Here is an 18,218-nt window from a genome sequence, read left to right on the forward strand (position 1 = left end):
CCTTGAGACGGCCCAACCGTTCGATCCCGATTCGCTTTACGACGAGCAGGGCTTGCCGTCGTGATTCTGGATACTTTTGTGCTGCTCGCAATTCTTCAGCGAGAACCTGGGTGGGAGCGACACCAGCAGGCGCTCGAGCAAGCTGAAGTCCTACGACTGTCCGCAGGCACCCTGCAGGAGCTGCTGCTGCTTGCTCACTGCCGTCGTGTGCTCGAACCGATGCGGACGTTGCTGGATCTCATTGATCCTGATGTGGTGCCGGTGGATGCGGATATGGCAGAGCGCGCTCTCGGCATCTTTAAGCGTTTTGGCAAGGGTCAGGGCCATCCCGCCCAGCTCAACTTCGGGGATTGTTTTGCGGCGGCACTTGCTGAGCGTGACCAATTGCCCCTTGGCTACATCGGCGACGATTTCAGCAAGGCGGGCTTCTGAGCTTGCGCGTCAGCCTCCCGCCTGCTTGGGCCGGTAGCCGGCCTGCTCCAGCGCCCCCAGGGCCACGGCCACCTGGTCTCCCTGCAGCTCGATCACGCCGTCTTTGACGGTGCCGCCTGTTCCGGCAATGGCCTTGAGCTGTTTGAGCAGGGTCTTTAGCTCGGCTTCCGGCGCCTCAAGGCCCGTGATCGCTGTCACTAGTTTTCCGCCTTTGCCGGCCTTGGTGCGCTGCACCCTCACCTGCTGCTGGGCCTTTGGGCTGGGTGCGCCCGTTGGGCCGGACCCAGCCGGGGTGGGCCTGGCCGTGCTTGCGGAGTTGCTGCTGAATTCCTGCCAGCCGCCTTTTCTTGCCATGCCGAACCCTGCGCCTTAGTCCTGAGTTTGATAGGCGCTACTTCCCCAGGATCGCGCCTGCCTCAGCACCAATGAGCTCCTGACCCTTTGCCGGGGCGAGGAGCAGTAATGCTGTTTGTGAATTCGAGCGTGATCCTCGACGTGATCACGGCGGATCCCCACTGGGCCGCCTGGAGTCCCACCCAGCTCGCCCATGCCCTGCTGGAGTCCCCGGAACTGATCACCAGGGATGAGCGCCACTATCGCCAGGCATTTTCCGGTTTGAAATTAATCCTGCCCTGAGCCCCCACTCCATAGGTGACGACCAGCGATAGAACGAGGTGTTAGGCCCTTGCCAGCAGCAGGCGCCAGCCCTCGATCAGCATCACGATCACCCAGGCCCCCATGCATATGCTCACGGCGGCAGCGGCGATGTCCTTGGTGGCCCCGATCTGGGGTGCGCGCTCCGGCTGCACGTAGTCGCACAGCTCCTCGAGGGCGGTGTTGAGCAGTTCGGCTGAAAGCACCAACGCCGTGGTCACCAGCACCAGACCGAAATCCAGCCAGGCCCGCTGGGCGAAGGCGATCGCCAGGAGCCCAGCTGCCAGCACTACCTTGTAGGCCACTGCCTTGTCGCGCATGGCCAGGCGCAGGCCGTGGCAGATAACGCGCATTTTGCGCAGTGGCTCGTAGGGCCTGGGGGTGGTGGTTGGCATCAGCCCATCATCCACCCGTCAGCTTGAGCAGGCCCATTAGCTCTCTCACCTCTTTGCGCCCGTGACCGTTCTTTGCGCCCTTGGCCGTGGCCGCTTCTTACGCTGAGTTGATATTGCTCCGACACCGGTGACAAGCACCGTCTCTCCCCTCTCCGCAGCCAGCGGCGTCGATCCAGCGGCCCTGGAGCGCGCAGCTCGCCCCAACAGTCTGGGCCGCTACGGCCAGTTCGGCGGCCAGTACGTGCCTGAAACCCTGATTCCCGCGCTGGCGGAGTTGGAGCAGGCCGCGGCTGAGGCCTGGAAGGATCCTGCTTTTACCGATCGGCTCAACCACCTGCTGCGCACCTATGTGGGGCGGCCCAATCCCCTCTATGAAGCGGAGCGGCTCACCGAGCACTACCGCCGGCCCGAGGGCGGTCCGCGCATCTGGCTGAAGCGCGAAGACCTCAACCACACCGGCGCCCACAAGATCAACAACGCCCTCGGTCAGGCGCTGCTGGCCCTGCGCATGGGCAAAAAACGGATCATTGCCGAAACCGGCGCCGGTCAGCACGGCGTGGCCACCGCCACCGTGTGCGCCCGCTTCGGTCTGGAGTGTGTGGTGTACATGGGCGCCGAGGACATGCGCCGTCAGGCCCTCAACGTTTTCCGCATGCGGCTGCTGGGGGCGACGGTGCAGCCGGTCACCGCTGGCACCGCCACCCTCAAGGACGCCACCAGCGAAGCGATCCGCGACTGGGTGACCAACGTGGAGAGCACCCACTACATTCTTGGCTCGGTGGCCGGGCCCCATCCCTACCCGATGCTGGTGCGCGACTTCCACGCCGTGATCGGTGAGGAAACCAAGCGCCAGTGCCACGAGGCCTTTGGCCGCAATCCCGATGTGCTGGTGGCCTGCGTTGGTGGGGGCTCCAATGCCATGGGCCTGTTCCATCCCTTCGTGCAGGACACGGACGTGCGTTTGGTGGGGGTGGAGGCCGCCGGCGATGGCGTGGCCACCGGCCGCCATGCCGCCACCATCACCGAGGGCCGCGTTGGCGTGCTGCACGGCGCCATGAGCCTGCTGCTGCAGGACGAGGAGGGCCAGGTGCAGGAGGCCCACTCGATCAGTGCCGGCCTCGATTACCCCGGCGTGGGCCCCGAGCACAGCTACCTCAAAACCATCGGTCGGGCTGAATACGGCGCCGTAACCGACACCGAGGCGCTCGATGCCCTGCAGCTTCTGTGTCGCCTGGAGGGCATCATCCCGGCGCTGGAAACGGCCCACGCCTTCGCCTGGCTGGAGAAGCTCTGCCCCACCCTGGCCCCTGGCACCGAGGTGGTCCTCAACCTCTCGGGCCGCGGCGACAAGGATGTGAACACGGTGGCCGAGAAGCTCGGCGACAAGATGGGAGGCTGACCCCAGCCTGCTGGCATCAGCCCAAGACCGGGAAGTCGAAACGATTGCCGAAAAGCGAAAACAGCACCTGCCACAGGTTGGGGTGCTCCTTGATCTCCTCGGCCGCCGCGCTCTCGATTGATTGCAGCTGATCGGGGCTCAGCTCGAGGCCGGTGGCAAGACGAGAAAGGATCTCGCGCTCTTGCTCGCAGATGAATTCATCATCCTGCTGGTGCCTTGATGCGGAAGCCACCATCACGGCGGTTTTCATGGCCAGTTCCCGTTGCTCCGGATTTATCAAGGCGGCCAGCTCCTCGATGCAGGCTGGATCAGATACCTGATCTTCCCAGGTGACGAATTTGGCCTGGAGTTTGTATTGCTCGCTTAGCGACTCCAGAAGACTTTCTTCTTCAAGGGAGACCCCACCGTCGGCCAGCGCGACCAGGTTGAGAAGTCTCAGGATCACTCCTGCCGATTGGTGATCCACGCGGGTGTTCGGATTGGACAAGTCATCAGGGTACTAATCGTAGTTGGGAAAATATTGAGTTAACCCAAAAGCCTTTCCAGTGCCTGGGCCACCGAGCCCACGGCGGCTCGGGCCGTGGCGTAGGCCATGCGCATTGGCCCCACTAGGGCCACCTGGCCCACGCCGCCGTCGCCGCTGCGGTAGTTGGCCTGCACCACGGCGCACTGGTGCAGGGCCCGGTGGGGATGCTCAGCGCCGATCCAAATGCCCGGCTGGGGCAGGAGCTGTTGGGGCGCATCCTCCACCAGCTCCACTAAGGGGCGCAGGCTGAGGGTCTGGCTGAATTCCGGCTGGGCCAGCAGGCCAGCTAGCCCCGTCGCCACAGCGCCTTCGCCCTCTAGCTGCCGCGACTGCCCATGGCTAGCCAGCGCTTGGCGCAATACCGCGCCGCTGCTGCTGAGGTGGGAGGGCAGGGCGGCCCAGTCGATGCTGCCGCCATCCAGCTGGGCCGCGACCCAGCGCTCCAGGGACGCCAGTTCCGCTACCGCAAGGCACGGCAGCCGCAAGTTGAGGCTGCTGGCGGTGGCGCCCCCCTCCACCAGGAACACCAGCAGGCGTTCACCACTGGCCACCAGTCGTAGGGCCTGCAGCTGGGACTGCTGACGTTGGGGCCTGGTGATCAGGCTGAGCAGGCCTGTGAGATCTGCCAGGCGCCGGCTCAGATGCAGCAGCAGATCGTCGAGGGCTGCCCACTGCAGGCTGAGTCCGGTGAGTTCGCGCTCCAGCTGCAGGGCGGCCGCACCTGGCGCGGGCAGCAGCTGATCAACGTAGGTGCGGTAGCCCTGCTGGCTGGGGATTCGGCCAGCGGAGGGGTGGGGCTGGGTGAGCAGGCCACGCTGCTCCAGGGCCCCCATGGCTGAACGTACCGTCGCCGGGCTGGCCTGCAGGCCAAAACGGCGCACCAGGGTCTGGCTGCCCACCGGCTCCATCGTGTCGACGTAGTGGCGAACGGCGAGCTGCAGTACTTCCTGCTGCCTGGCGGGCAAGGGCCTAGGGGAGGCGGACTGCAAGCGGGCGCCGCAGGAGTGAGGCGATCGTACGCAGCCCAGCGGGTGTCAGTAGCGGGGTACGGCCGGATCCACCTCCACACTCCAGGCGTCGATGCCCCCTTGCACGTTCCAGACCGCACCAAAGCCGTGTTCCTGCATCAGCCAGCAGCCCAGATGCCAGCTGCGCACGCCGGCGTGGCACAGCACGGCTACGGGTCGGTCGCGGTCGAGCAGCTGGTTGAGCTGGCCAATCCACTCGTTAGATCGGCCTAGGGGCAGATGCACCACGGCATGGGGCAGGCGGGCCAATTCCAGTTCGGTGTCTTCGCGCACGTCCACCAGCTGGATCGCCTCGCCCCGCTCCAGCCGCTCTTGCAGGTCGCGGGCCCGGATTGTCTGCGGTGTCGTCTCGATAGGTGCCATGGCGGGCAGACGGGGTGGCTTGGGGTCAAGATGGACCCATCCTGCGTGGGGCGCATGAAGGCCCGCCCGTTTTTGGCGGTCGTGCTGGCGGTGACATTGCTGTTGCTGAGCCTGGCGGCGGGTGGCTGGTGGCTGGTGCTGCAGCGCTCCCCCCTGCAGCTGCAGCACCAGCAGCTGGTTTCGCCCCGGGCGGCCCGCTTTGTGCCCCGCCAAGCCGCCCTGAGCCTCTATTTGCTCAGCGATGGCGAGCAGCCGGTGGGTTACGCCCGGGCGGTGGCTCCCCCCCGCCAGCGCCGCCAGGCGGCTGAGGCGGTCGCCGGCCTTAGGGATGGTGCTTTCGCTGCTGCCGGCCTCGACTATCCCGGCGAGCTGGCCCCCTGGTTGGGCCGCGAACTCGGCTTTGCCCTACTGGCCTCAGAGCCCGGGGCGGCGCCCGATGGCTGGTTGCTGGCCCTGCGCAGTCGCGACGCTGACGGCGCCCGCCGCTTCCTGCAGCGCTTCTGGCAGACCCGCAGTCTTGCGGGCACCGACCTGCAGATCAGCAGCTACCGCGGCATGGGCTTGATCAGTGGCCGTGGTGCCCTGGTGGGCACCAGCCCGGTGCCGATCGCTACGGCGCTGATCGACGACGACCTGGTGTTGATCGCGTCGGGTCGGGGGGTGCTGGAGCAGGCCCTTGACGTCTCCCAGATCGATGAGCTCAACCAAGCGGCCAGCCCCCGCTTTAAGCAGGCGGTGCAGCGCCTTGAGCAGGGGGCGCTGCTGCTCACAGCCCGGCCAGAAACCCTGGGGCCCTGGTTGGGGTTGCCGGGTGAGTTCACGGCGCCTGGGGTCGTGCAGGAGCTGGTGGCCAGCCTGCGCCCCGATAACCGCTCCTTGGAGCTGGAGGCCCTGCTGCAGTTCGCTGCAGATGCCGCAGTGCCGGTTCCCTCGGCCACGGGCACTACGGAAATTGACCCCACAGGAGCAGTCTTATTGGAGGCCCTGCAGGGCCCCTCAGAGAGCCTGGCCCTGATCCAGCGCCCCGCCGCTTGGCCGGCCTACTGGCAGCCCCTGCTGGCGGCAGTGCTGCAGGCTGAGCCGGGATCTTTCCCGGCCTTGGTGACCGCCGCCGCCGATGGCCCACTGCTGCGCAGTGAGGCAAGTCAGGGCTGGCTGCTGGGCACTGGCGTCGACCAACCGCAGCCGGAGGCCCTCGCTGGGGTGCTGGCTGCCGAGGGATTGATCGCCGCGCCGCTGCCGGTGGAAGGGGATCCCGATCTGCGGGTCTGGACCAGGCTGGAGGCTGGCCAGGCTGGACGCCGATTCGCTCGCGGCGATGCCAACCAGCTGCAGGCCAGCCTGGAGGGCGCCCGCTCCAGCCAGGGCCGCCTGGCCTGGTGGGGTCAGACCCTGGCGGTGCTGCAGGAGCAGCGTGACTCCCGCAAGCCGCCCCGGCTGCGGCTGGAGCAGCTCGCCGGCCTCGATCTACCCCAGGCTCCCCTGCAGTGGGCTATGGCGGCGGGCCGGGCCCAGCCCTTGCTGCAGCGCTGGAGCACCTGGCAGCTGTTGTCGGCCCTGGCCGGCCAGCCCCTGGCCCCGGCCGTGCAGAGCCTGAGCCTGGGCTGGGAAGCGCAGCCTGACGCCAACCTGCACCTCAAGGCCCACCTTGAATTCGGTTGATGGCTATGGCAAAACTTGAACCGGCTGAGCGTGAACTGCTGCTCTGGCGCCATGGCATCGCCGAAGATCGCCACCCTGATCGCCCTGATCAGGAGCGGGCCCTTACGGCTGAAGGCCGTCAGCGCACTGCGGCCGTGGCGGCGGAGTTGTGCCGCTTGCAGCTTCACTGTGATCGCCTCCTGAGCAGCCCCCTGCGGCGGGCGCTGCAAACCGCTGAAATTGGTGTGGCGGCTGGTATGGCACCGGCGCTGGAGTTGGAGGATCGCCTGGCGCCAGGCGGTGATCCGAGGCCGCTGCTGCAGGCGGGCCCTTGGCGGCGCCTTGGTCTGGTGGGCCATGAGCCAGACCTGGGCGAGCTGGCCTCGAGCCTGCTGGGGTTGCCGGCGGGTTCGATTTCGGTGCGTAAGGCCGGCATCGTGCTGCTGCGCTTGGGCCCAACTGGCGCCAGCTTGGAGGCCCTAATTGGCCCACGGTTGCTGCGACTACGGCGGGATGGCTAGCGGCAGCCGTAAGTTCGCCTTAGTGAGTGCGGTGGAGAAGCTTGGTAGTAACAGGAGCGGCGACCCCAGCCCCATTTCGGCCGGGTTTGGAAGGGGTGCCGGCTACCCAGTCGTCGATCTGCGACATCGATGGCCAGCGGGGGGTGCTCACCTATCGCGGCTACCCCGTAGACCAGCTGGCATCCAGCAGCTCCTTTCTGGAGACGGCCTACCTGCTGATCTGGGGCGAGCTGCCCACCGCTGAGCAGCTGCAGGAGTTTGAGCAGGAGGTGCAGATGCACCGCCGGGTCAGCTTCCGCATCCGGGACATGATGAAGTGCTTCCCCTCCGGGGGGCATCCGATGGATGCACTGCAGAGCAGCGCCGCCTCCTTGGGCCTTTTTTATTCCCGTCGAGCCCTCGACAACCCCGAATACATCGTTTCGGCGGTGGTGCGGCTGATCGCCAAGATCCCCACGATGGTGGCGGCCTTCCAGCTGATCAGGAAGGGTCAAGATCCGATCCAACCCCGCGACGACCTGGCCTACGCCGCCAATTTTCTCTACATGCTCACGGAGCGGGAGCCCGATCCGCTGGCGGCCCGCATCTTTGACGCCTGTCTGATCCTGCACGCCGAGCACAGCCTCAATGCCAGCACCTTCAGCGCCCGGGTGACGGCCAGCACCCTCACCGACCCCTATGCCGTTGTGGCGTCAGCGGTTGGCACCCTGGCGGGCCCCCTGCACGGCGGCGCCAATGAAGATGTGCTGGAGATGCTCGGCCAGATCGGCAGCCCAGATCAGGTGGCGCCCTGGCTGGATCGGGCGATTGCCGGCAAGCAAAAAATCATGGGTTTTGGCCACCGGGAATACAAGGTGAAGGACCCCCGGGCTGTGATTCTCCAAAGTCTGGCGGAGCAGCTCTTCGACCAGTTCGGTCACGATCCGATGTACGACCTAGCCCGCAAGCTGGAGGAGGTGGCGGCCGAGCGCCTAGGGCCTAAGGGAATTTTCCCCAACGTCGACTTCTATTCAGGCCTGGTGTACCGCAAGCTCGGCATCCCTGAAGATCTCTTCACGCCCATTTTTGCTATCGCCCGCACGGCTGGCTGGCTGGCCCATTGGAAGGAGCAGCTGGGGGCTAATCGCATCTACCGGCCCTCTCAGATCTATACCGGTCAGCCCTCCCGTGACTGGCAGCCCGTGGGGGCCCGCTAAGTTGCCCCCATCTGAGCTGCCGCCATGCTGACCACCACGGCTCCGGGCCTGGATCTAGAGGCCAGTTTTGAGCAGGCCCTGCAGGGCTTCGGCCTGAGTCCTGCCGCCGCCCACCTGTTGTGGCTGCCCCTGCCCATGGTGCTGGTGCTGGTGGCGGCCGTGGTGGGCGTGCTGGTCAACGTCTGGCTGGAGCGCAAGATCTCAGCAGCGGTGCAGCAGCGCATTGGTCCTGAATATGCCGGCGCTTTAGGGGTGCTTCAGCCGATGGCCGATGGCCTCAAGCTGGTGTTCAAGGAAGACATCATCCCCGCCCGGGCTGATGGCCTGCTGTTCACCCTCGGCCCAGTGCTGGTGCTGATTCCGGTGATTCTCAGCTGGTTGGTAGTGCCCTTCGGCCAGCACCTGCTGATCAGCAACGTTGGCATCGGTATTTTCCTTTGGATTTCGCTGAGCAGCATCCAGCCAATCGGCCTGCTGATGAGCGGCTACGCCTCCAACAACAAGTATTCGCTGCTGGGGGGTCTGCGGGCGGCGGCCCAGTCGATCAGCTACGAGATCCCCCTAGCCCTGGCTGTGCTGGCGGTGGTGATGATGAGCAATTCGCTTAGCACCGTTGACATCGTCAACCAGCAGACCGGCGCTGGCATCCTCAGTTGGAACATCTGGCGTCAGCCGGTGGGCTTTGTGATCTTCTGGATCTGCGCCCTAGCCGAATGTGAGCGCCTGCCTTTCGACCTTCCTGAGGCCGAGGAGGAGCTGGTGGCTGGCTACCAGACCGAGTATTCGGGCATGAAGTTTGCCCTCTTCTATCTGGGCAGCTACATCAACCTGGTGCTCTCGGCCCTGCTGGTGTCGGTGCTTTACCTGGGCGGCTGGGGTTTCCCCATCCCAGTGGAGTGGCTGGCCAGCTGGCTGCACCAGCCGATCGATGCATCCTTGGTGCAACTGATCACCGGCTCGGTAGGCATCGTCATGACGGTGCTCAAGGCCTATCTGCTGGTGTTTCTGGCGATCCTGCTGCGCTGGACCACTCCGCGGGTGCGCATCGACCAGCTGCTCGATCTGGGCTGGAAGTTTTTGCTACCGATTGCCCTCGTCAACCTGCTGATCACGGCAGCTCTCAAGCTGGCCTTCCCGGCTGTTTTTGGTGGCTGACCGAGCCTGAGCACCAGCTTTTCTCCAGACCAGCCATCATGGGCTGACCCATTCCGACCGCCTCCCCCCAGAGCCAACTCCATGTTCGGGTTTCTCAAGAAAGTCGGTGACTACACCCGCGATGCGGTGGGTGCGGCCAACTACCTGACCCAGGGTCTGGCGGTGACCTTTGATCACCTGCGGCGCCGGCCGATCACAGTTCAATACCCCTACGAGAAGCTGATCCCCTCGGAGCGCTATCGGGGCCGCATCCACTACGAATTCGACAAGTGCATCGCCTGTGAGGTGTGTGTGCGGGTCTGCCCGATCAACCTGCCGGTGGTGGATTGGGTGATGAACAAAGCCACCAAGAAAAAGGAGCTGCGTAACTACTCGATTGACTTCGGGGTGTGCATCTTCTGTGGCAATTGCGTGGAGTATTGCCCCACCAACTGCCTTTCTATGACCGAGGAATACGAGCTGGCAGCTTTTGATCGCCACAGCCTCAACTTCGACAACATCGCCCTTGGTCGCCTGCCTACCAGTGTTACCAGCGATCCGGCTGTCGTCCCCCTGAAGGAGTTGGTCTACCTTCCCAAGGGAGTACTCGATCCTCACGATGTGCCGGATACGGCGCCGCGGGTGGGCAAACTGCCAGAGCAGGTGCTCGAATCCCTGCCTAGCGGAGACGCGTCATGACTATCGCCTCCATTACCCAGCTGATCTGCTTCGTTGCTCTCTCAGCCACCTTGGTGCTGGGCGCTCTCGGGGTGGTGTTGCTGCCCAACATTGTTTATTCGGCCTTCCTGCTGGGCGGCGTTTTTCTTTCGGTGGCAGGTCTCTACCTGCTGCTAAATGCCAGTTTCGTGGCAGCGGCCCAAGTGCTCGTCTACGTGGGCGCCGTCAACGTGCTGATCCTGTTCGCGATCATGCTCGTCAACAAGAAGGAAAACCTGGCGGCTATTCCCGGGCTGGGTCTACGGCGTCTGCTCTCCGGCGCTGTCTGCGGTGGCTTATTTCTGCTGTTGATTCGGGTGGCTTTCACCACCCCTTGGGCCCTGCCTGGCCCAGAAGCTGTTGGCGAGGAGGCCACGATTCGCATTGGCGAGCACCTATTCAGTGATTATCTGCTGCCCTTTGAGCTGGCTTCGGTGCTGCTGCTGATGTCGATGATCGGCGCCATCGTGTTGGCCCGCCGGGATGTGCTCAGCAGCGATGTGATCACAGGGGAGTCAGTTGATCAGGGCCTGATCGAGAAGGAGCGCACCCCCCTGTTGCTGGAAAACTCTCCTCGCTAGCGGTTGTTTCCGGGCCCCAAGGCCTGCATCAAATCTTTTCTGCACCCTCTCAGCATCACTGCCACGCCATGCAGTTCACCATCCCCACAACCATCCCCCTGCAGGCCTACCTAGCCCTAGCGGCAGTGTTGTTTTGCACCGGTGTCTGGGGATTGATCAACAGCCGCAATGCGGTGCGGGTGCTGATGAGCATTGAGCTGATGCTTAATGCCGTCAACATCAACCTGATGGCTTTCTCCAACTATCTCGATGGCCAGCTGATCCGGGGCCAGGTGTTTGCCATCTTCGTGATCACCGTGGCCGCGGCTGAAGCGGCCGTTGGTCTGGCAATCCTGCTCTCCCTCTACCGCAACCGCGAAACGGTCGATATGGAGCGCTTCAACCTGCTGCGCTGGTAGCCAAACCATTAACGATGCGGCTTGAGCGAGTCTGGCTGATTTCAAGGTCTGGCAGCCAGGCGGCCCACCGCCAGGCCAAGCGCTGCGCGGAAGATCTGGCGGCCCAGGGGGTGCACGTGGTGGTGGCCTCCAGTGGCCTGGCCCGCAATCCCTTCCCCGGCTTGCTGGCCACTGAAGCTGAGCTGCCCGATCTAGCCCTGGTGCTGGGGGGCGATGGCACCGTGCTCGGTGCGGCCCGCCATCTGGCCCCCCTCGATGTGCCGATCCTCAGTTTCAATGTGGGCGGCCACCTTGGCTTTCTCACCCACGATCGCCGCCTGCTGCGCCTGAGCAGCGACGCCCTCAAGAGCGAGGAGGAGAGCCTCTGGGACCGCCTGCGTCAAGACCGCTTTGCCCTGGAGCGGCGCATGATGTTGCAGGCCCATATCGACCGGGGCGACGGCGTTGATGGCTCAGAAATTGCCCATCTGGCTCTCAACGACTTCTATTTCCGGCCCTGCCTCGATGAGGTGTCCCCCACCTGTGTGCTGGAGCTGGAGATCGATGGTGAGGTAGTGGATCAATACCGCGGCGACGGCTTGATCATCGCCACTCCCACCGGCTCCACTGGCTATGCCATGGCTGCCGGTGGGCCGATCCTGCACCCGGGCATCGAAGCGATCGTGGTTAATCCGATCTGCCCGATGAGCCTCTCGAGCCGGGCTGTGGTGGTGCCGCCCAGGGCCCAGCTTTCGGTGTGGCCCCTGGGCGAAACCAGTCGCCGGGTCAAGCTCTGGAAAGATGGCGCCCACGCCACCGTGCTGGAACCCGGCGATCGGGCCTTGGTGGAGCGCAGCCCCCACCCGGCCCTGCAGGTGCTGCTCGAGCAAAGCCCCTCCTACTACCGCACGCTCACCCACAAGCTGCACTGGGCCGGCAGCCTCACCGCCATCGAGCCGTCCCACAACTAAACCCCTGCTGCCCCCGTCCTAAATCGCCCCATGGCCCTGGAAATTGAACGCCGCTTTTTGGTGCAGGGGCTGGACTGGCGCCGCCATATCTGCTGGCAAGCCCAGCTGCAGCAGGGCTACCTAGTGGCGAGCCCCGATGGCTTCACCGTGCGGGTGCGCCGTGCCAGCGGTGACGAGGCCGTAGCCGGTGCCTGGCTCACCCTCAAGGCCCGCACCGAGCAGCGCTTTGAAGCCCCGGGCCAACTGCCGGAGGGATTGGTGCGCCAGGAATTCGAATACGCCATTCCAGAGGCGGATGCTGCTGCCCTGCTGGCGTTGGCGCCCAAGAGCCTTTGCAAAGTGCGCTACGGCCTTGATCTTCCAGGTGGGGAGTGGGTGCTCGACGTCTTTGAGGGTGCCAACGCACCGCTGGTGGTGGCCGAGGTGGAACTGGAGCAGCAGGGGCTGGAGCAAGGACTGGCCCTCCAGCCGCCCGCCTGGTGCGGGCGTGAGCTGACTGGGCGCCATGAGCTAAGCAATGCGGCCCTGGCCAGCCGGCCCCTGGCTCTGTGGCCAGAAGCGGAGCGCTTGGCCCTGTTCGAGCCTGCAGCTACCTAAGACTTGCCGGGCTCAATCGAGCAGCAGTTGAAGCCGTCACGGCAGATTTTGCCGTGGTCCATGGCCCAATTCAGCAGGGCTACCCGGTTCTTGGCGCCTGTTTTGGTGAAGACGTTGCTGACGTGGTTGTCCACGGTGCGCTTGCTGATCGTCAGCGATACGGCGATCTCCTGGTTGGTTAGGCCCTTGGCCACCAATTCGATGATCTCAATTTCCCGCTCCGAGAGCTCATGGCGCACCTGGCCTAGGGAGCCTCCCGTGGCGTGATTGGAATCCATGGGCCCAAGCCGGCGCTTGCCATCACTGTAGGCAGGGCGCTGTTCCATGATGCTCCCAAGTGGCACGATTGGTTTGTTGCTTCAACGGGCCCTTGCCAGCGGGCAGCCAGCTCTCACCGCAGAGGTGATGCCACCTAGGGGAGGAGATCCCTCGCGCTCATTGGCGGCGGCAGGGGTCCTGCGGGGCTGGGTCCATGCGGTAAACGTCACCGATGGCAGCCGCGCCGTGATGCGGATGAGCAGCCTGGCCCTATGCCGCCTGCTGCTTGACGCCGGCATCGAGCCGGTGCTGCAGCTCGCCTGCCGCGATCGCAACCGCATTGCCCTGCAGGCCGAATTACTCGGTGCCCATGCCCTGGGCGTGCGCAACCTGCTCTGCCTCACCGGCGATCCGGTGCGGGCCGGCGACCAGCCCGGGGCTCGTCCGGTGAATGAGCTGGAGGCGGTGCGGTTGCTGCAGCTGGTGCAGCGGTTCAATGGCGGCCAGGATCCGGTGCAAGGTGAGCTGCCCGATGGACCCACCGACCTATTTGCCGGTGCCGCTGCCGATCCCCAGTCGGCTAGTTGGAGTGGTCTCAAGAGCCGGCTGTTGCGCAAGAAGCAGGCGGGTGCCCGCTTCGTGCAAACCCAGATGGTGATGGACGCCGAAGCCCTCAAGCGCTTTGTCGGTGACCTCGCCGCACCGCTTGATCTGCCCGTGCTTGCAGGGGTGTTTCTGCTCAAATCGGCCCGCAACGCCGCCTTCATCAACCGGGTGGTGCCCGGCGCCAACATTCCCCAGGCCGTGATCGATCGGCTGGCTGCGGCGCCAGATCCGGCTGCTGAGGGCGTAGCTATCGCCGCCGAACAGGTGGGCGCCTATCTCCAGATTGCCCAGGGGGTGCATCTGATGGCCATTAAGGCGGAGGAGAGAATTCCGGCGATCCTGAAGCAGGCCGGCCTGAAGCCCTTGGCGCCTGTCTAGTTGACGTTGCTGAGGGCCAAGTCGGTGCCAAGTAGTTCGGCCATCGCCTTCTGCTGCGGCGATGGCGACAACACATCCTGCCGGCGCACATCGGTGATCAGCCAGTCGAGGGCGGCCTCCTGCAGGTCGAAGTGGTCGCCGTTGCGGTCAACGCAGTAGCGGCCAAACACCAGCTTCTCAACCAGACGCACTCCGGCCCCGATGCGAGAGTAGTCAAAGATGATCGAGTTGTCGATTGTGGCCCCTTCGCAGATGTGGCAATTGGGGCCAATCATCGCTGGGCCAATAATTGTGGCGCCATTTTCAATGCGAGTCATGCCGCCCACATAAATTGGGCCGGTGATATTGATCTGATCCCAGTCGGCCGCCACGTTGAGGCCGGCAAATACCCCTGGCCTCACTTCCTTGCCAGGGATCTGCACTTGACGCACCTGACCCTGCAAAACGCTGCGGATCGCCTGCCAGTAATCCGGCACCTTGCCGATATCAACCCATTCAAACTCCATCGGCAGGGCGTAGAAGGCTGCGCCGGCCTCCACCAGCTTGGGAAATAGGTCGGAGCCGATATCGAAGGGCTGGTTGCTTGGCACAAAGTCGAGCACCTCTGGCTCGAAGATATAAATGCCCGTGTTAATCATGTCGCTGGCGGCTTCATCCACCGCCGGCTTTTCCTGGAAGGAGCGCACCCTGCCGTCATCGTCTGTGACGACCACGCCATAACTGCTGACCTGATCCTTGGGCACTCGCTTGGTGATCATGCTGGCCATGGCGCCCTTGGCCTTATGGCGACGCACCGCTTCGCTCAGATCAAGGTCGATCAGGGCATCACCGCAGAGCACCACAAAGGTGTCGTCGAAGAAGCGCTGGAAATTCTGGATCTTCTTTAGCCCTCCCGCCGATCCCATCGCGTCGCCAATCAGCTCACCGTCTTCGATGCGGCCTTCAAAGCTGTAGGCGATTTCAACACCGAAGCGCTGACCATCGCGGAAGTAGTTCTCGATCTCCTCAGCCAGGTGGGAGACGTTCACCATGATTTCGGTGAAGCCGTGCTCCCTAAGCAGCTCCAGCAGAAACTCCATCACGGGTTTCTGCAGGATGGGGATCATCGGCTTGGGGATCGTGTGCGTAATGGGCCGCACCCGTGTTCCCTTGCCAGCAGCCAGGATCATCGCCTTCATGGGTGCCAGCCTAGACGCACCGCTTAAGCCGCCAGCGCCTGCTCCGCCGCACCGATGGCTGGCACTAGGGGCAGTTGGCGGGCCTCGCCAGGGTGGAGCAGGCGCCGCAGGTGCAAAGGGCCAAAAAGCCCTCCCTGCTGGTCGAGTTCCACCTTGCCCTGGTGGCAGAGAAACAACAGGGCCCAGAACACCCCTACCCGGTCCCGGTCCAGCTCGGCGTCCGCACCCTTGGCTTCCACGTGGGCAGCCCAGTCCTGCACCAGCTCGTTGAAGCCGGCCCAGGCGTGGGCAGGATCCCAGCTAAGTAAAAACTGGCTGAGGGCGGCGGTGGTTTCCGGCAACTTCTCGCGGTGCGCCAGGGCGGCCACCTGCTCAATCGCTGCCCTTTCGCTATAGCGCTTGGGTCGGTGGCGCGGCCGAATCCGACCCTCGTCCGCTTCGAGTCGCTCGGCGATGTCTTCGAGCTGGCGGATCAATTCCCCCAGGGTCACCGGTCGTTGTAGGGGTGGCGGCGCTACGGGCCGGCGCCAGAGGTGCCTTTCCGGTCGCTGAGGTAGGGCCAGGGCGGGGTTCACCAGCCAGCCTTGGCCGTCGTGATCGAAATCAAAGCCGATCTCGTCCTGGTCTGGTGCTTCCTGCGCAAAGGTGGCCGCTTCCAGCACTTCGGCTTTGAGGCTCACCAACACCGAGGCCGCCAAAAAGGCCTCACTGGTTTCAGCCAGGTCCTGCTCGTAGCTGCCGCCCCGGCTTGGTGCGTTTGCTACGACCAGGCGGGGCACCTCAATGCGCTGGCGCAGCTGGTCTAGAAAACCATCCACCACGGCGATCACGTCCACATCCCATGGGTCGAGATCGCCCCGCTCCGCCGCGTCCTGGAGCAGGCGTATGGCCAATCTTGCGCCTCCTTCAGCCAATCGTGCCCCGCGGCCTCCGCTGAGTCGTTGGTCGCACGCTACCGGTGTTGGCCCTTTCGCACCACCACCGCTGCCAAAGCACCACCGCTGGGGTCAGCCAACTGACACGGTCACGGCTTCGGCGGCATCGGGATTGGCGGGAGCCGAGCTTTGCCCGGCCGCTGGCAGTAGCCCCAGCTGGGCATCCACCGTGGCTCGGTAGCGCTGCAGGTCGTTTTCCAGCTCCTGGATGCGCACCTGTTGGGCGGCGAATTCGCCCTGGCTCTGCACCGCTTCCACCTTGCGCACCACCCCGGTCCACACCGCAAAAACCCAGGCAGCGGTGGCGCCGATGCCTCCCACTAGCAGCAGCAGGGCGGCAAGGGGCAGGGTGCCGCTCAGGCCTGGCAGGAAGTGGACCGTGGTGGGGGCTGTGTTCTCCAGGGTGAACATCACCATGGCTAGGCCAAAGCTGAAGATCAGCAGAAAGTTCAGCTGTTTCATCTCAGGAGCGTAATTAGGGCAGCCCAGGGGTGAACTCACCGCGGGCTATCTGCACAGTTTTGTTACCCAGGGAGGCGGATCAGGCCGGCAGGGCTGGCGCCGAAAGCAGGGGTTGGCGAATCAAATCGCCCGGCGGCGGCTGAATCACCTTGGCGAGGGCGGTGGTCTCCCGTTGCACAAGGGCTTCGATCGAAGCCCGGTAGGTGTCGGTCATCACCCGGGGGTAGAGGCCGATGCCCACGATCGGCACGAGCAGACAGCTGATCACGTAGATCTCGCGGGGCTCCGCATCCACCAGGTGGGTGTGGGAGGCAAGCTCAGTGTTTTCCTTGCCGAAGAAGATTTCCCGCAACATCGAGAGCAGGTACACCGGGGTGAGGATCACGCCCACCGCCGCTAGGGCCGCCATCACGATGCGGAAGCTGAGTGAATAGGCCTCGCTGGTCACGAAGCCCGTGAACACCATCAGCTCGGACACGAAGCCACTCATGCCTGGTAGGGCAAGGGAGGCTAGGGAGCAGATGGTCCACAGGGCAAACATCTTGCGCATCTTCTGGCCAACCCCGCCCATGTCGTCGAGCTGCAGGGTGTGGGTGCGGTCGTAGGTGGCGCCCACCAGGAAGAAAAGGCTGGCGCCGATCAGTCCGTGGCTAATCATTTGCAGCATGGCGCCGCTGGTGCCCAGGGCACTGAAGCTGCCGATGCCGATCAGCACGAAGCCCATGTGGCTGATCGAGCTGTAGGCGATTTTGCGCTTGAGGTTGCGCTGGGCAAAAGAGGTGAGCGCGGCGTAGATGATGTTCACCACCCCCAGCACCACCAGCAGCGGCGCAAATTGGGCATGCCCCTCTGGTAGAAGCTGCACGTTGAAGCGCAGCAAGGCATAGCCCCCCATCTTCAGCAAGATGCCGGCCAGCAGCATGTGCACCGGAGCCGTGGCCTCGCCGTGGGCATCGGGCAGCCAGGTGTGCAGGGGCACGATTGGCAGCTTCACCCCAAAGGCGATCAGCAGGCCCGCGTAGGCGAATAGCTGGAACTTCGTTGAGAAGTCCTTGGCCATCAGCTCCGTGTACTCAAAGCTGGGGGTGCCACCGCCGTAGAAGGCCATCGCCAGGCCCACCACCAAAATGAACAGGGAGCTACCGGCTGTGTAGAGGATGAATTTGGTGGCTGCGTACTGACGCTTTTTGCCGCCCCAGATAGCCAGCAGCAGATACACCGGCAGCAGTTCCAGCTCCCAGGCCAGGAAGAACAGCAGCATGTCCTGCACCGCGAACACGGCGATCTGGCCGCCATCCATGAGCAGCAGCAGGAAATAAAAGAGCTTGGGCTTGAAGGTCACCGGCCAGGCAGCCAGAGCCGCCAGGGAGGTGATGAAGCTGGTGAGCAGGATCAGGGGCATCGAGATGCCGTCCGCCCCCACCGACCAGGCCAACCCCAGGCTGGGCAGCCACTGCACCCGCTCCACCAGCTGCAGCCCTTCGACCGCCGGGTCATAGCCGTTGAGGTAGGCCCCCACGGTGATCAAGAAGGTGATCAGGGTGATGCCAAGGGCATACCAGCGAATCCGCTTGCCGTCGCCGGCATCGGGAATGAAAGGAATTACCAGGGCCGCGGCGATCGGGAACAGGATCGACGCGCTCAACCATGGGAAGGGCACGAACCAGGCCTCACCGTTTGGCCGGAGTGTAGAAATTCAGTCGGGCCCGGCACTCTGCTGATGGGGGATGTCACACAGAGTTGTGCCTCACGCCCGCTCTTGGCTGATCCCCAGGCACGCGCTACGCGCTTACGCCTGGGGATCAGCCAAGAGCGGGCGCAGGCGCTGTGGTGGGGCGGTGTAGGTGCTGGTGCGGCCGAGGCCGTGTT

Annotated in this window: 23 protein-coding genes; 13 read left to right on the top strand and 10 right to left on the bottom strand. The window is 64.4% G+C overall.

Features of this window, described 5'->3' with window-relative positions; translation table 11 throughout:
* Window positions 1-60 precede the first annotated feature (60 nt).
* Complete coding sequence (locus tag KBY73_RS02765; RefSeq protein WP_254935548.1) at window positions 61-432, top strand: type II toxin-antitoxin system VapC family toxin; 372 nt, start codon at window positions 61-63, stop codon at window positions 430-432.
* 9 nt (window positions 433-441) lie between these two features.
* Here the strand turns inward: KBY73_RS02765 and KBY73_RS02770 are convergent, their stop codons facing one another.
* Window positions 442-786, bottom strand: coding sequence for a translation initiation factor (locus KBY73_RS02770; protein WP_254935549.1), 345 nt, complete (start codon window positions 784-786; stop codon window positions 442-444).
* A gap of 117 nt (window positions 787-903) precedes the next feature.
* On the opposite strand from KBY73_RS02770, the gene KBY73_RS02775 reads away from it, so the two are divergent.
* Window positions 904-1,068: a hypothetical protein gene (locus tag KBY73_RS02775; RefSeq protein ID WP_254935644.1), complete on the top strand. Its 165-nt coding sequence runs from the start codon at window positions 904-906 to the stop codon at window positions 1,066-1,068.
* A 41-nt stretch (window positions 1,069-1,109) separates the two neighbouring features.
* On the opposite strand, the gene KBY73_RS02780 is transcribed toward KBY73_RS02775, so the two are convergent.
* A complete protein-coding gene (locus tag KBY73_RS02780; RefSeq protein WP_254935550.1) occupies window positions 1,110-1,481 on the bottom strand; it encodes a diacylglycerol kinase in 372 nt (123 codons plus the stop codon).
* A gap of 127 nt (window positions 1,482-1,608) precedes the next feature.
* Between KBY73_RS02780 and trpB the strand changes: the two genes are divergently transcribed.
* The gene (gene trpB, locus KBY73_RS02785; RefSeq protein WP_396096461.1) at window positions 1,609-2,880 is read left to right on the top strand and encodes a tryptophan synthase subunit beta; all 1,272 of its coding nucleotides are present in this window, start codon (window positions 1,609-1,611) and stop codon (window positions 2,878-2,880) included.
* A 16-nt stretch (window positions 2,881-2,896) separates the two neighbouring features.
* On the opposite strand, the gene KBY73_RS02790 is transcribed toward trpB, so the two are convergent.
* The 3 genes from KBY73_RS02790 to KBY73_RS02800 form a co-directional block, all read right to left on the bottom strand.
* On the bottom strand, window positions 2,897-3,325 hold the full coding sequence (locus tag KBY73_RS02790) for a hypothetical protein (RefSeq protein ID WP_254935551.1): 429 nt from the start codon (window positions 3,323-3,325) through the stop codon (window positions 2,897-2,899).
* An 80-nt stretch (window positions 3,326-3,405) separates the two neighbouring features.
* Window positions 3,406-4,314 carry a heat-inducible transcriptional repressor HrcA gene (locus KBY73_RS02795; protein WP_254935636.1) on the bottom strand — a complete coding sequence of 303 codons (909 nt, stop codon included), beginning with the start codon at window positions 4,312-4,314 and terminating at the stop codon, window positions 3,406-3,408.
* 126 nt (window positions 4,315-4,440) lie between these two features.
* Window positions 4,441-4,797 carry a rhodanese-like domain-containing protein gene (locus KBY73_RS02800; RefSeq protein ID WP_106632675.1) on the bottom strand — a complete coding sequence of 119 codons (357 nt, stop codon included), beginning with the start codon at window positions 4,795-4,797 and terminating at the stop codon, window positions 4,441-4,443.
* A gap of 30 nt (window positions 4,798-4,827) precedes the next feature.
* Here KBY73_RS02800 and KBY73_RS02805 point away from each other — a divergent pair, with 30 nt between their 5' ends.
* The 9 genes from KBY73_RS02805 to KBY73_RS02845 all read left to right on the top strand — a co-directional run bounded on the left by KBY73_RS02805 (window position 4,828) and on the right by KBY73_RS02845 (window position 12,532).
* Complete coding sequence (locus tag KBY73_RS02805; RefSeq protein ID WP_254935552.1) at window positions 4,828-6,459, top strand: DUF3352 domain-containing protein; 1,632 nt, start codon at window positions 4,828-4,830, stop codon at window positions 6,457-6,459.
* A gap of 5 nt (window positions 6,460-6,464) precedes the next feature.
* Complete coding sequence (locus KBY73_RS02810; protein ID WP_254935553.1) at window positions 6,465-6,959, top strand: histidine phosphatase family protein; 495 nt, start codon at window positions 6,465-6,467, stop codon at window positions 6,957-6,959.
* A gap of 26 nt (window positions 6,960-6,985) precedes the next feature.
* Complete coding sequence (locus KBY73_RS02815; RefSeq protein ID WP_254935554.1) at window positions 6,986-8,155, top strand: citrate synthase; 1,170 nt, start codon at window positions 6,986-6,988, stop codon at window positions 8,153-8,155.
* Between the two features lie 24 nt (window positions 8,156-8,179).
* Window positions 8,180-9,310 carry an NADH-quinone oxidoreductase subunit NuoH gene (gene nuoH / locus KBY73_RS02820; RefSeq protein WP_254935555.1) on the top strand — a complete coding sequence of 377 codons (1,131 nt, stop codon included), beginning with the start codon at window positions 8,180-8,182 and terminating at the stop codon, window positions 9,308-9,310.
* An 81-nt stretch (window positions 9,311-9,391) separates the two neighbouring features.
* A complete protein-coding gene (gene ndhI / locus KBY73_RS02825; protein ID WP_254935556.1) occupies window positions 9,392-9,988 on the top strand; it encodes an NAD(P)H-quinone oxidoreductase subunit I in 597 nt (198 codons plus the stop codon).
* Complete coding sequence (locus KBY73_RS02830) at window positions 9,985-10,587, top strand: NADH-quinone oxidoreductase subunit J (RefSeq protein WP_254935557.1); 603 nt, start codon at window positions 9,985-9,987, stop codon at window positions 10,585-10,587. Before ndhI ends, KBY73_RS02830 begins: the two co-directional genes overlap by 4 nt.
* A 68-nt stretch (window positions 10,588-10,655) precedes the next feature.
* Window positions 10,656-10,985 carry an NADH-quinone oxidoreductase subunit NuoK gene (nuoK, locus tag KBY73_RS02835; protein WP_254935558.1) on the top strand — a complete coding sequence of 110 codons (330 nt, stop codon included), beginning with the start codon at window positions 10,656-10,658 and terminating at the stop codon, window positions 10,983-10,985.
* A 14-nt stretch (window positions 10,986-10,999) separates the two neighbouring features.
* On the top strand, window positions 11,000-11,935 hold the full coding sequence (locus KBY73_RS02840; RefSeq protein ID WP_254935559.1) for an NAD(+) kinase: 936 nt from the start codon (window positions 11,000-11,002) through the stop codon (window positions 11,933-11,935).
* Between the two features lie 30 nt (window positions 11,936-11,965).
* The gene (locus KBY73_RS02845) at window positions 11,966-12,532 is read left to right on the top strand and encodes a CYTH domain-containing protein (RefSeq protein WP_254935560.1); all 567 of its coding nucleotides are present in this window, start codon (window positions 11,966-11,968) and stop codon (window positions 12,530-12,532) included.
* On the opposite strand, the gene KBY73_RS02850 is transcribed toward KBY73_RS02845, so the two are convergent.
* The gene (locus KBY73_RS02850; protein ID WP_254935637.1) at window positions 12,529-12,810 is read right to left on the bottom strand and encodes a LuxR C-terminal-related transcriptional regulator; all 282 of its coding nucleotides are present in this window, start codon (window positions 12,808-12,810) and stop codon (window positions 12,529-12,531) included. The genes KBY73_RS02845 and KBY73_RS02850 overlap by 4 nt on opposite strands.
* 49 nt (window positions 12,811-12,859) lie before the next feature.
* Here KBY73_RS02850 and KBY73_RS02855 point away from each other — a divergent pair, with 49 nt between their 5' ends.
* The gene (locus KBY73_RS02855) at window positions 12,860-13,774 is read left to right on the top strand and encodes a methylenetetrahydrofolate reductase (RefSeq protein ID WP_396096483.1); all 915 of its coding nucleotides are present in this window, start codon (window positions 12,860-12,862) and stop codon (window positions 13,772-13,774) included.
* Here the strand turns inward: KBY73_RS02855 and KBY73_RS02860 are convergent.
* From KBY73_RS02860 to KBY73_RS02875, 4 genes are all read right to left on the bottom strand, one after another.
* The gene (locus KBY73_RS02860) at window positions 13,771-14,952 is read right to left on the bottom strand and encodes an NDP-sugar synthase (protein WP_254935562.1); all 1,182 of its coding nucleotides are present in this window, start codon (window positions 14,950-14,952) and stop codon (window positions 13,771-13,773) included. The genes KBY73_RS02855 and KBY73_RS02860 overlap by 4 nt on opposite strands.
* 23 nt (window positions 14,953-14,975) lie before the next feature.
* A complete protein-coding gene (locus tag KBY73_RS02865) occupies window positions 14,976-15,866 on the bottom strand; it encodes a segregation/condensation protein A (protein ID WP_254935563.1) in 891 nt (296 codons plus the stop codon).
* Window positions 15,867-15,959: 93 nt separating this feature from the next.
* A complete protein-coding gene (locus tag KBY73_RS02870; RefSeq protein ID WP_254935564.1) occupies window positions 15,960-16,349 on the bottom strand; it encodes a lipopolysaccharide assembly protein LapA domain-containing protein in 390 nt (129 codons plus the stop codon).
* Between the two features lie 79 nt (window positions 16,350-16,428).
* The gene (locus tag KBY73_RS02875; RefSeq protein ID WP_254935565.1) at window positions 16,429-18,009 is read right to left on the bottom strand and encodes an NAD(P)H-quinone oxidoreductase subunit 4; all 1,581 of its coding nucleotides are present in this window, start codon (window positions 18,007-18,009) and stop codon (window positions 16,429-16,431) included.
* Window positions 18,010-18,218 lie beyond the last annotated feature (209 nt).

It is taken from the genome of Cyanobium sp. Tous-M-B4, assembly GCF_024345395.1.
Classification (GTDB): Bacteria; Cyanobacteriota; Cyanobacteriia; order PCC-6307; family Cyanobiaceae; genus Cyanobium_A.

What these genes read in the sequence shown, in the direction of transcription:
- KBY73_RS02795 (WP_254935636.1), bottom strand. Translation starts at nt 4,314, where the DNA reads ATGGAGCCGGTGGGCAGCCAGACCCTGGTGCGCCGTTTTGGCCTGCAG.
- nuoK (WP_254935558.1), top strand. Translation starts at nt 10,656, where the DNA reads ATGCAGTTCACCATCCCCACAACCATCCCCCTGCAGGCCTACCTAGCC.
- KBY73_RS02770 (WP_254935549.1), bottom strand. Translation starts at nt 786, where the DNA reads ATGGCAAGAAAAGGCGGCTGGCAGGAATTCAGCAGCAACTCCGCAAGC.
- KBY73_RS02850 (WP_254935637.1), bottom strand. Translation starts at nt 12,810, where the DNA reads ATGGATTCCAATCACGCCACGGGAGGCTCCCTAGGCCAGGTGCGCCAT.
- KBY73_RS02805 (WP_254935552.1), top strand. Translation starts at nt 4,828, where the DNA reads ATGGACCCATCCTGCGTGGGGCGCATGAAGGCCCGCCCGTTTTTGGCG.
- KBY73_RS02845 (WP_254935560.1), top strand. Translation starts at nt 11,966, where the DNA reads ATGGCCCTGGAAATTGAACGCCGCTTTTTGGTGCAGGGGCTGGACTGG.
- KBY73_RS02860 (WP_254935562.1), bottom strand. Translation starts at nt 14,952, where the DNA reads ATGAAGGCGATGATCCTGGCTGCTGGCAAGGGAACACGGGTGCGGCCC.
- KBY73_RS02840 (WP_254935559.1), top strand. Translation starts at nt 11,000, where the DNA reads ATGCGGCTTGAGCGAGTCTGGCTGATTTCAAGGTCTGGCAGCCAGGCG.
- ndhI (WP_254935556.1), top strand. Translation starts at nt 9,392, where the DNA reads ATGTTCGGGTTTCTCAAGAAAGTCGGTGACTACACCCGCGATGCGGTG.
- KBY73_RS02780 (WP_254935550.1), bottom strand. Translation starts at nt 1,481, where the DNA reads ATGCCAACCACCACCCCCAGGCCCTACGAGCCACTGCGCAAAATGCGC.
- nuoH (WP_254935555.1), top strand. Translation starts at nt 8,180, where the DNA reads ATGCTGACCACCACGGCTCCGGGCCTGGATCTAGAGGCCAGTTTTGAG.
- KBY73_RS02855 (WP_396096483.1), top strand. Translation starts at nt 12,860, where the DNA reads ATGCTCCCAAGTGGCACGATTGGTTTGTTGCTTCAACGGGCCCTTGCC.
- KBY73_RS02870 (WP_254935564.1), bottom strand. Translation starts at nt 16,349, where the DNA reads ATGAAACAGCTGAACTTTCTGCTGATCTTCAGCTTTGGCCTAGCCATG.
- KBY73_RS02830 (WP_254935557.1), top strand. Translation starts at nt 9,985, where the DNA reads ATGACTATCGCCTCCATTACCCAGCTGATCTGCTTCGTTGCTCTCTCA.
- KBY73_RS02810 (WP_254935553.1), top strand. Translation starts at nt 6,465, where the DNA reads ATGGCAAAACTTGAACCGGCTGAGCGTGAACTGCTGCTCTGGCGCCAT.
- KBY73_RS02800 (WP_106632675.1), bottom strand. Translation starts at nt 4,797, where the DNA reads ATGGCACCTATCGAGACGACACCGCAGACAATCCGGGCCCGCGACCTG.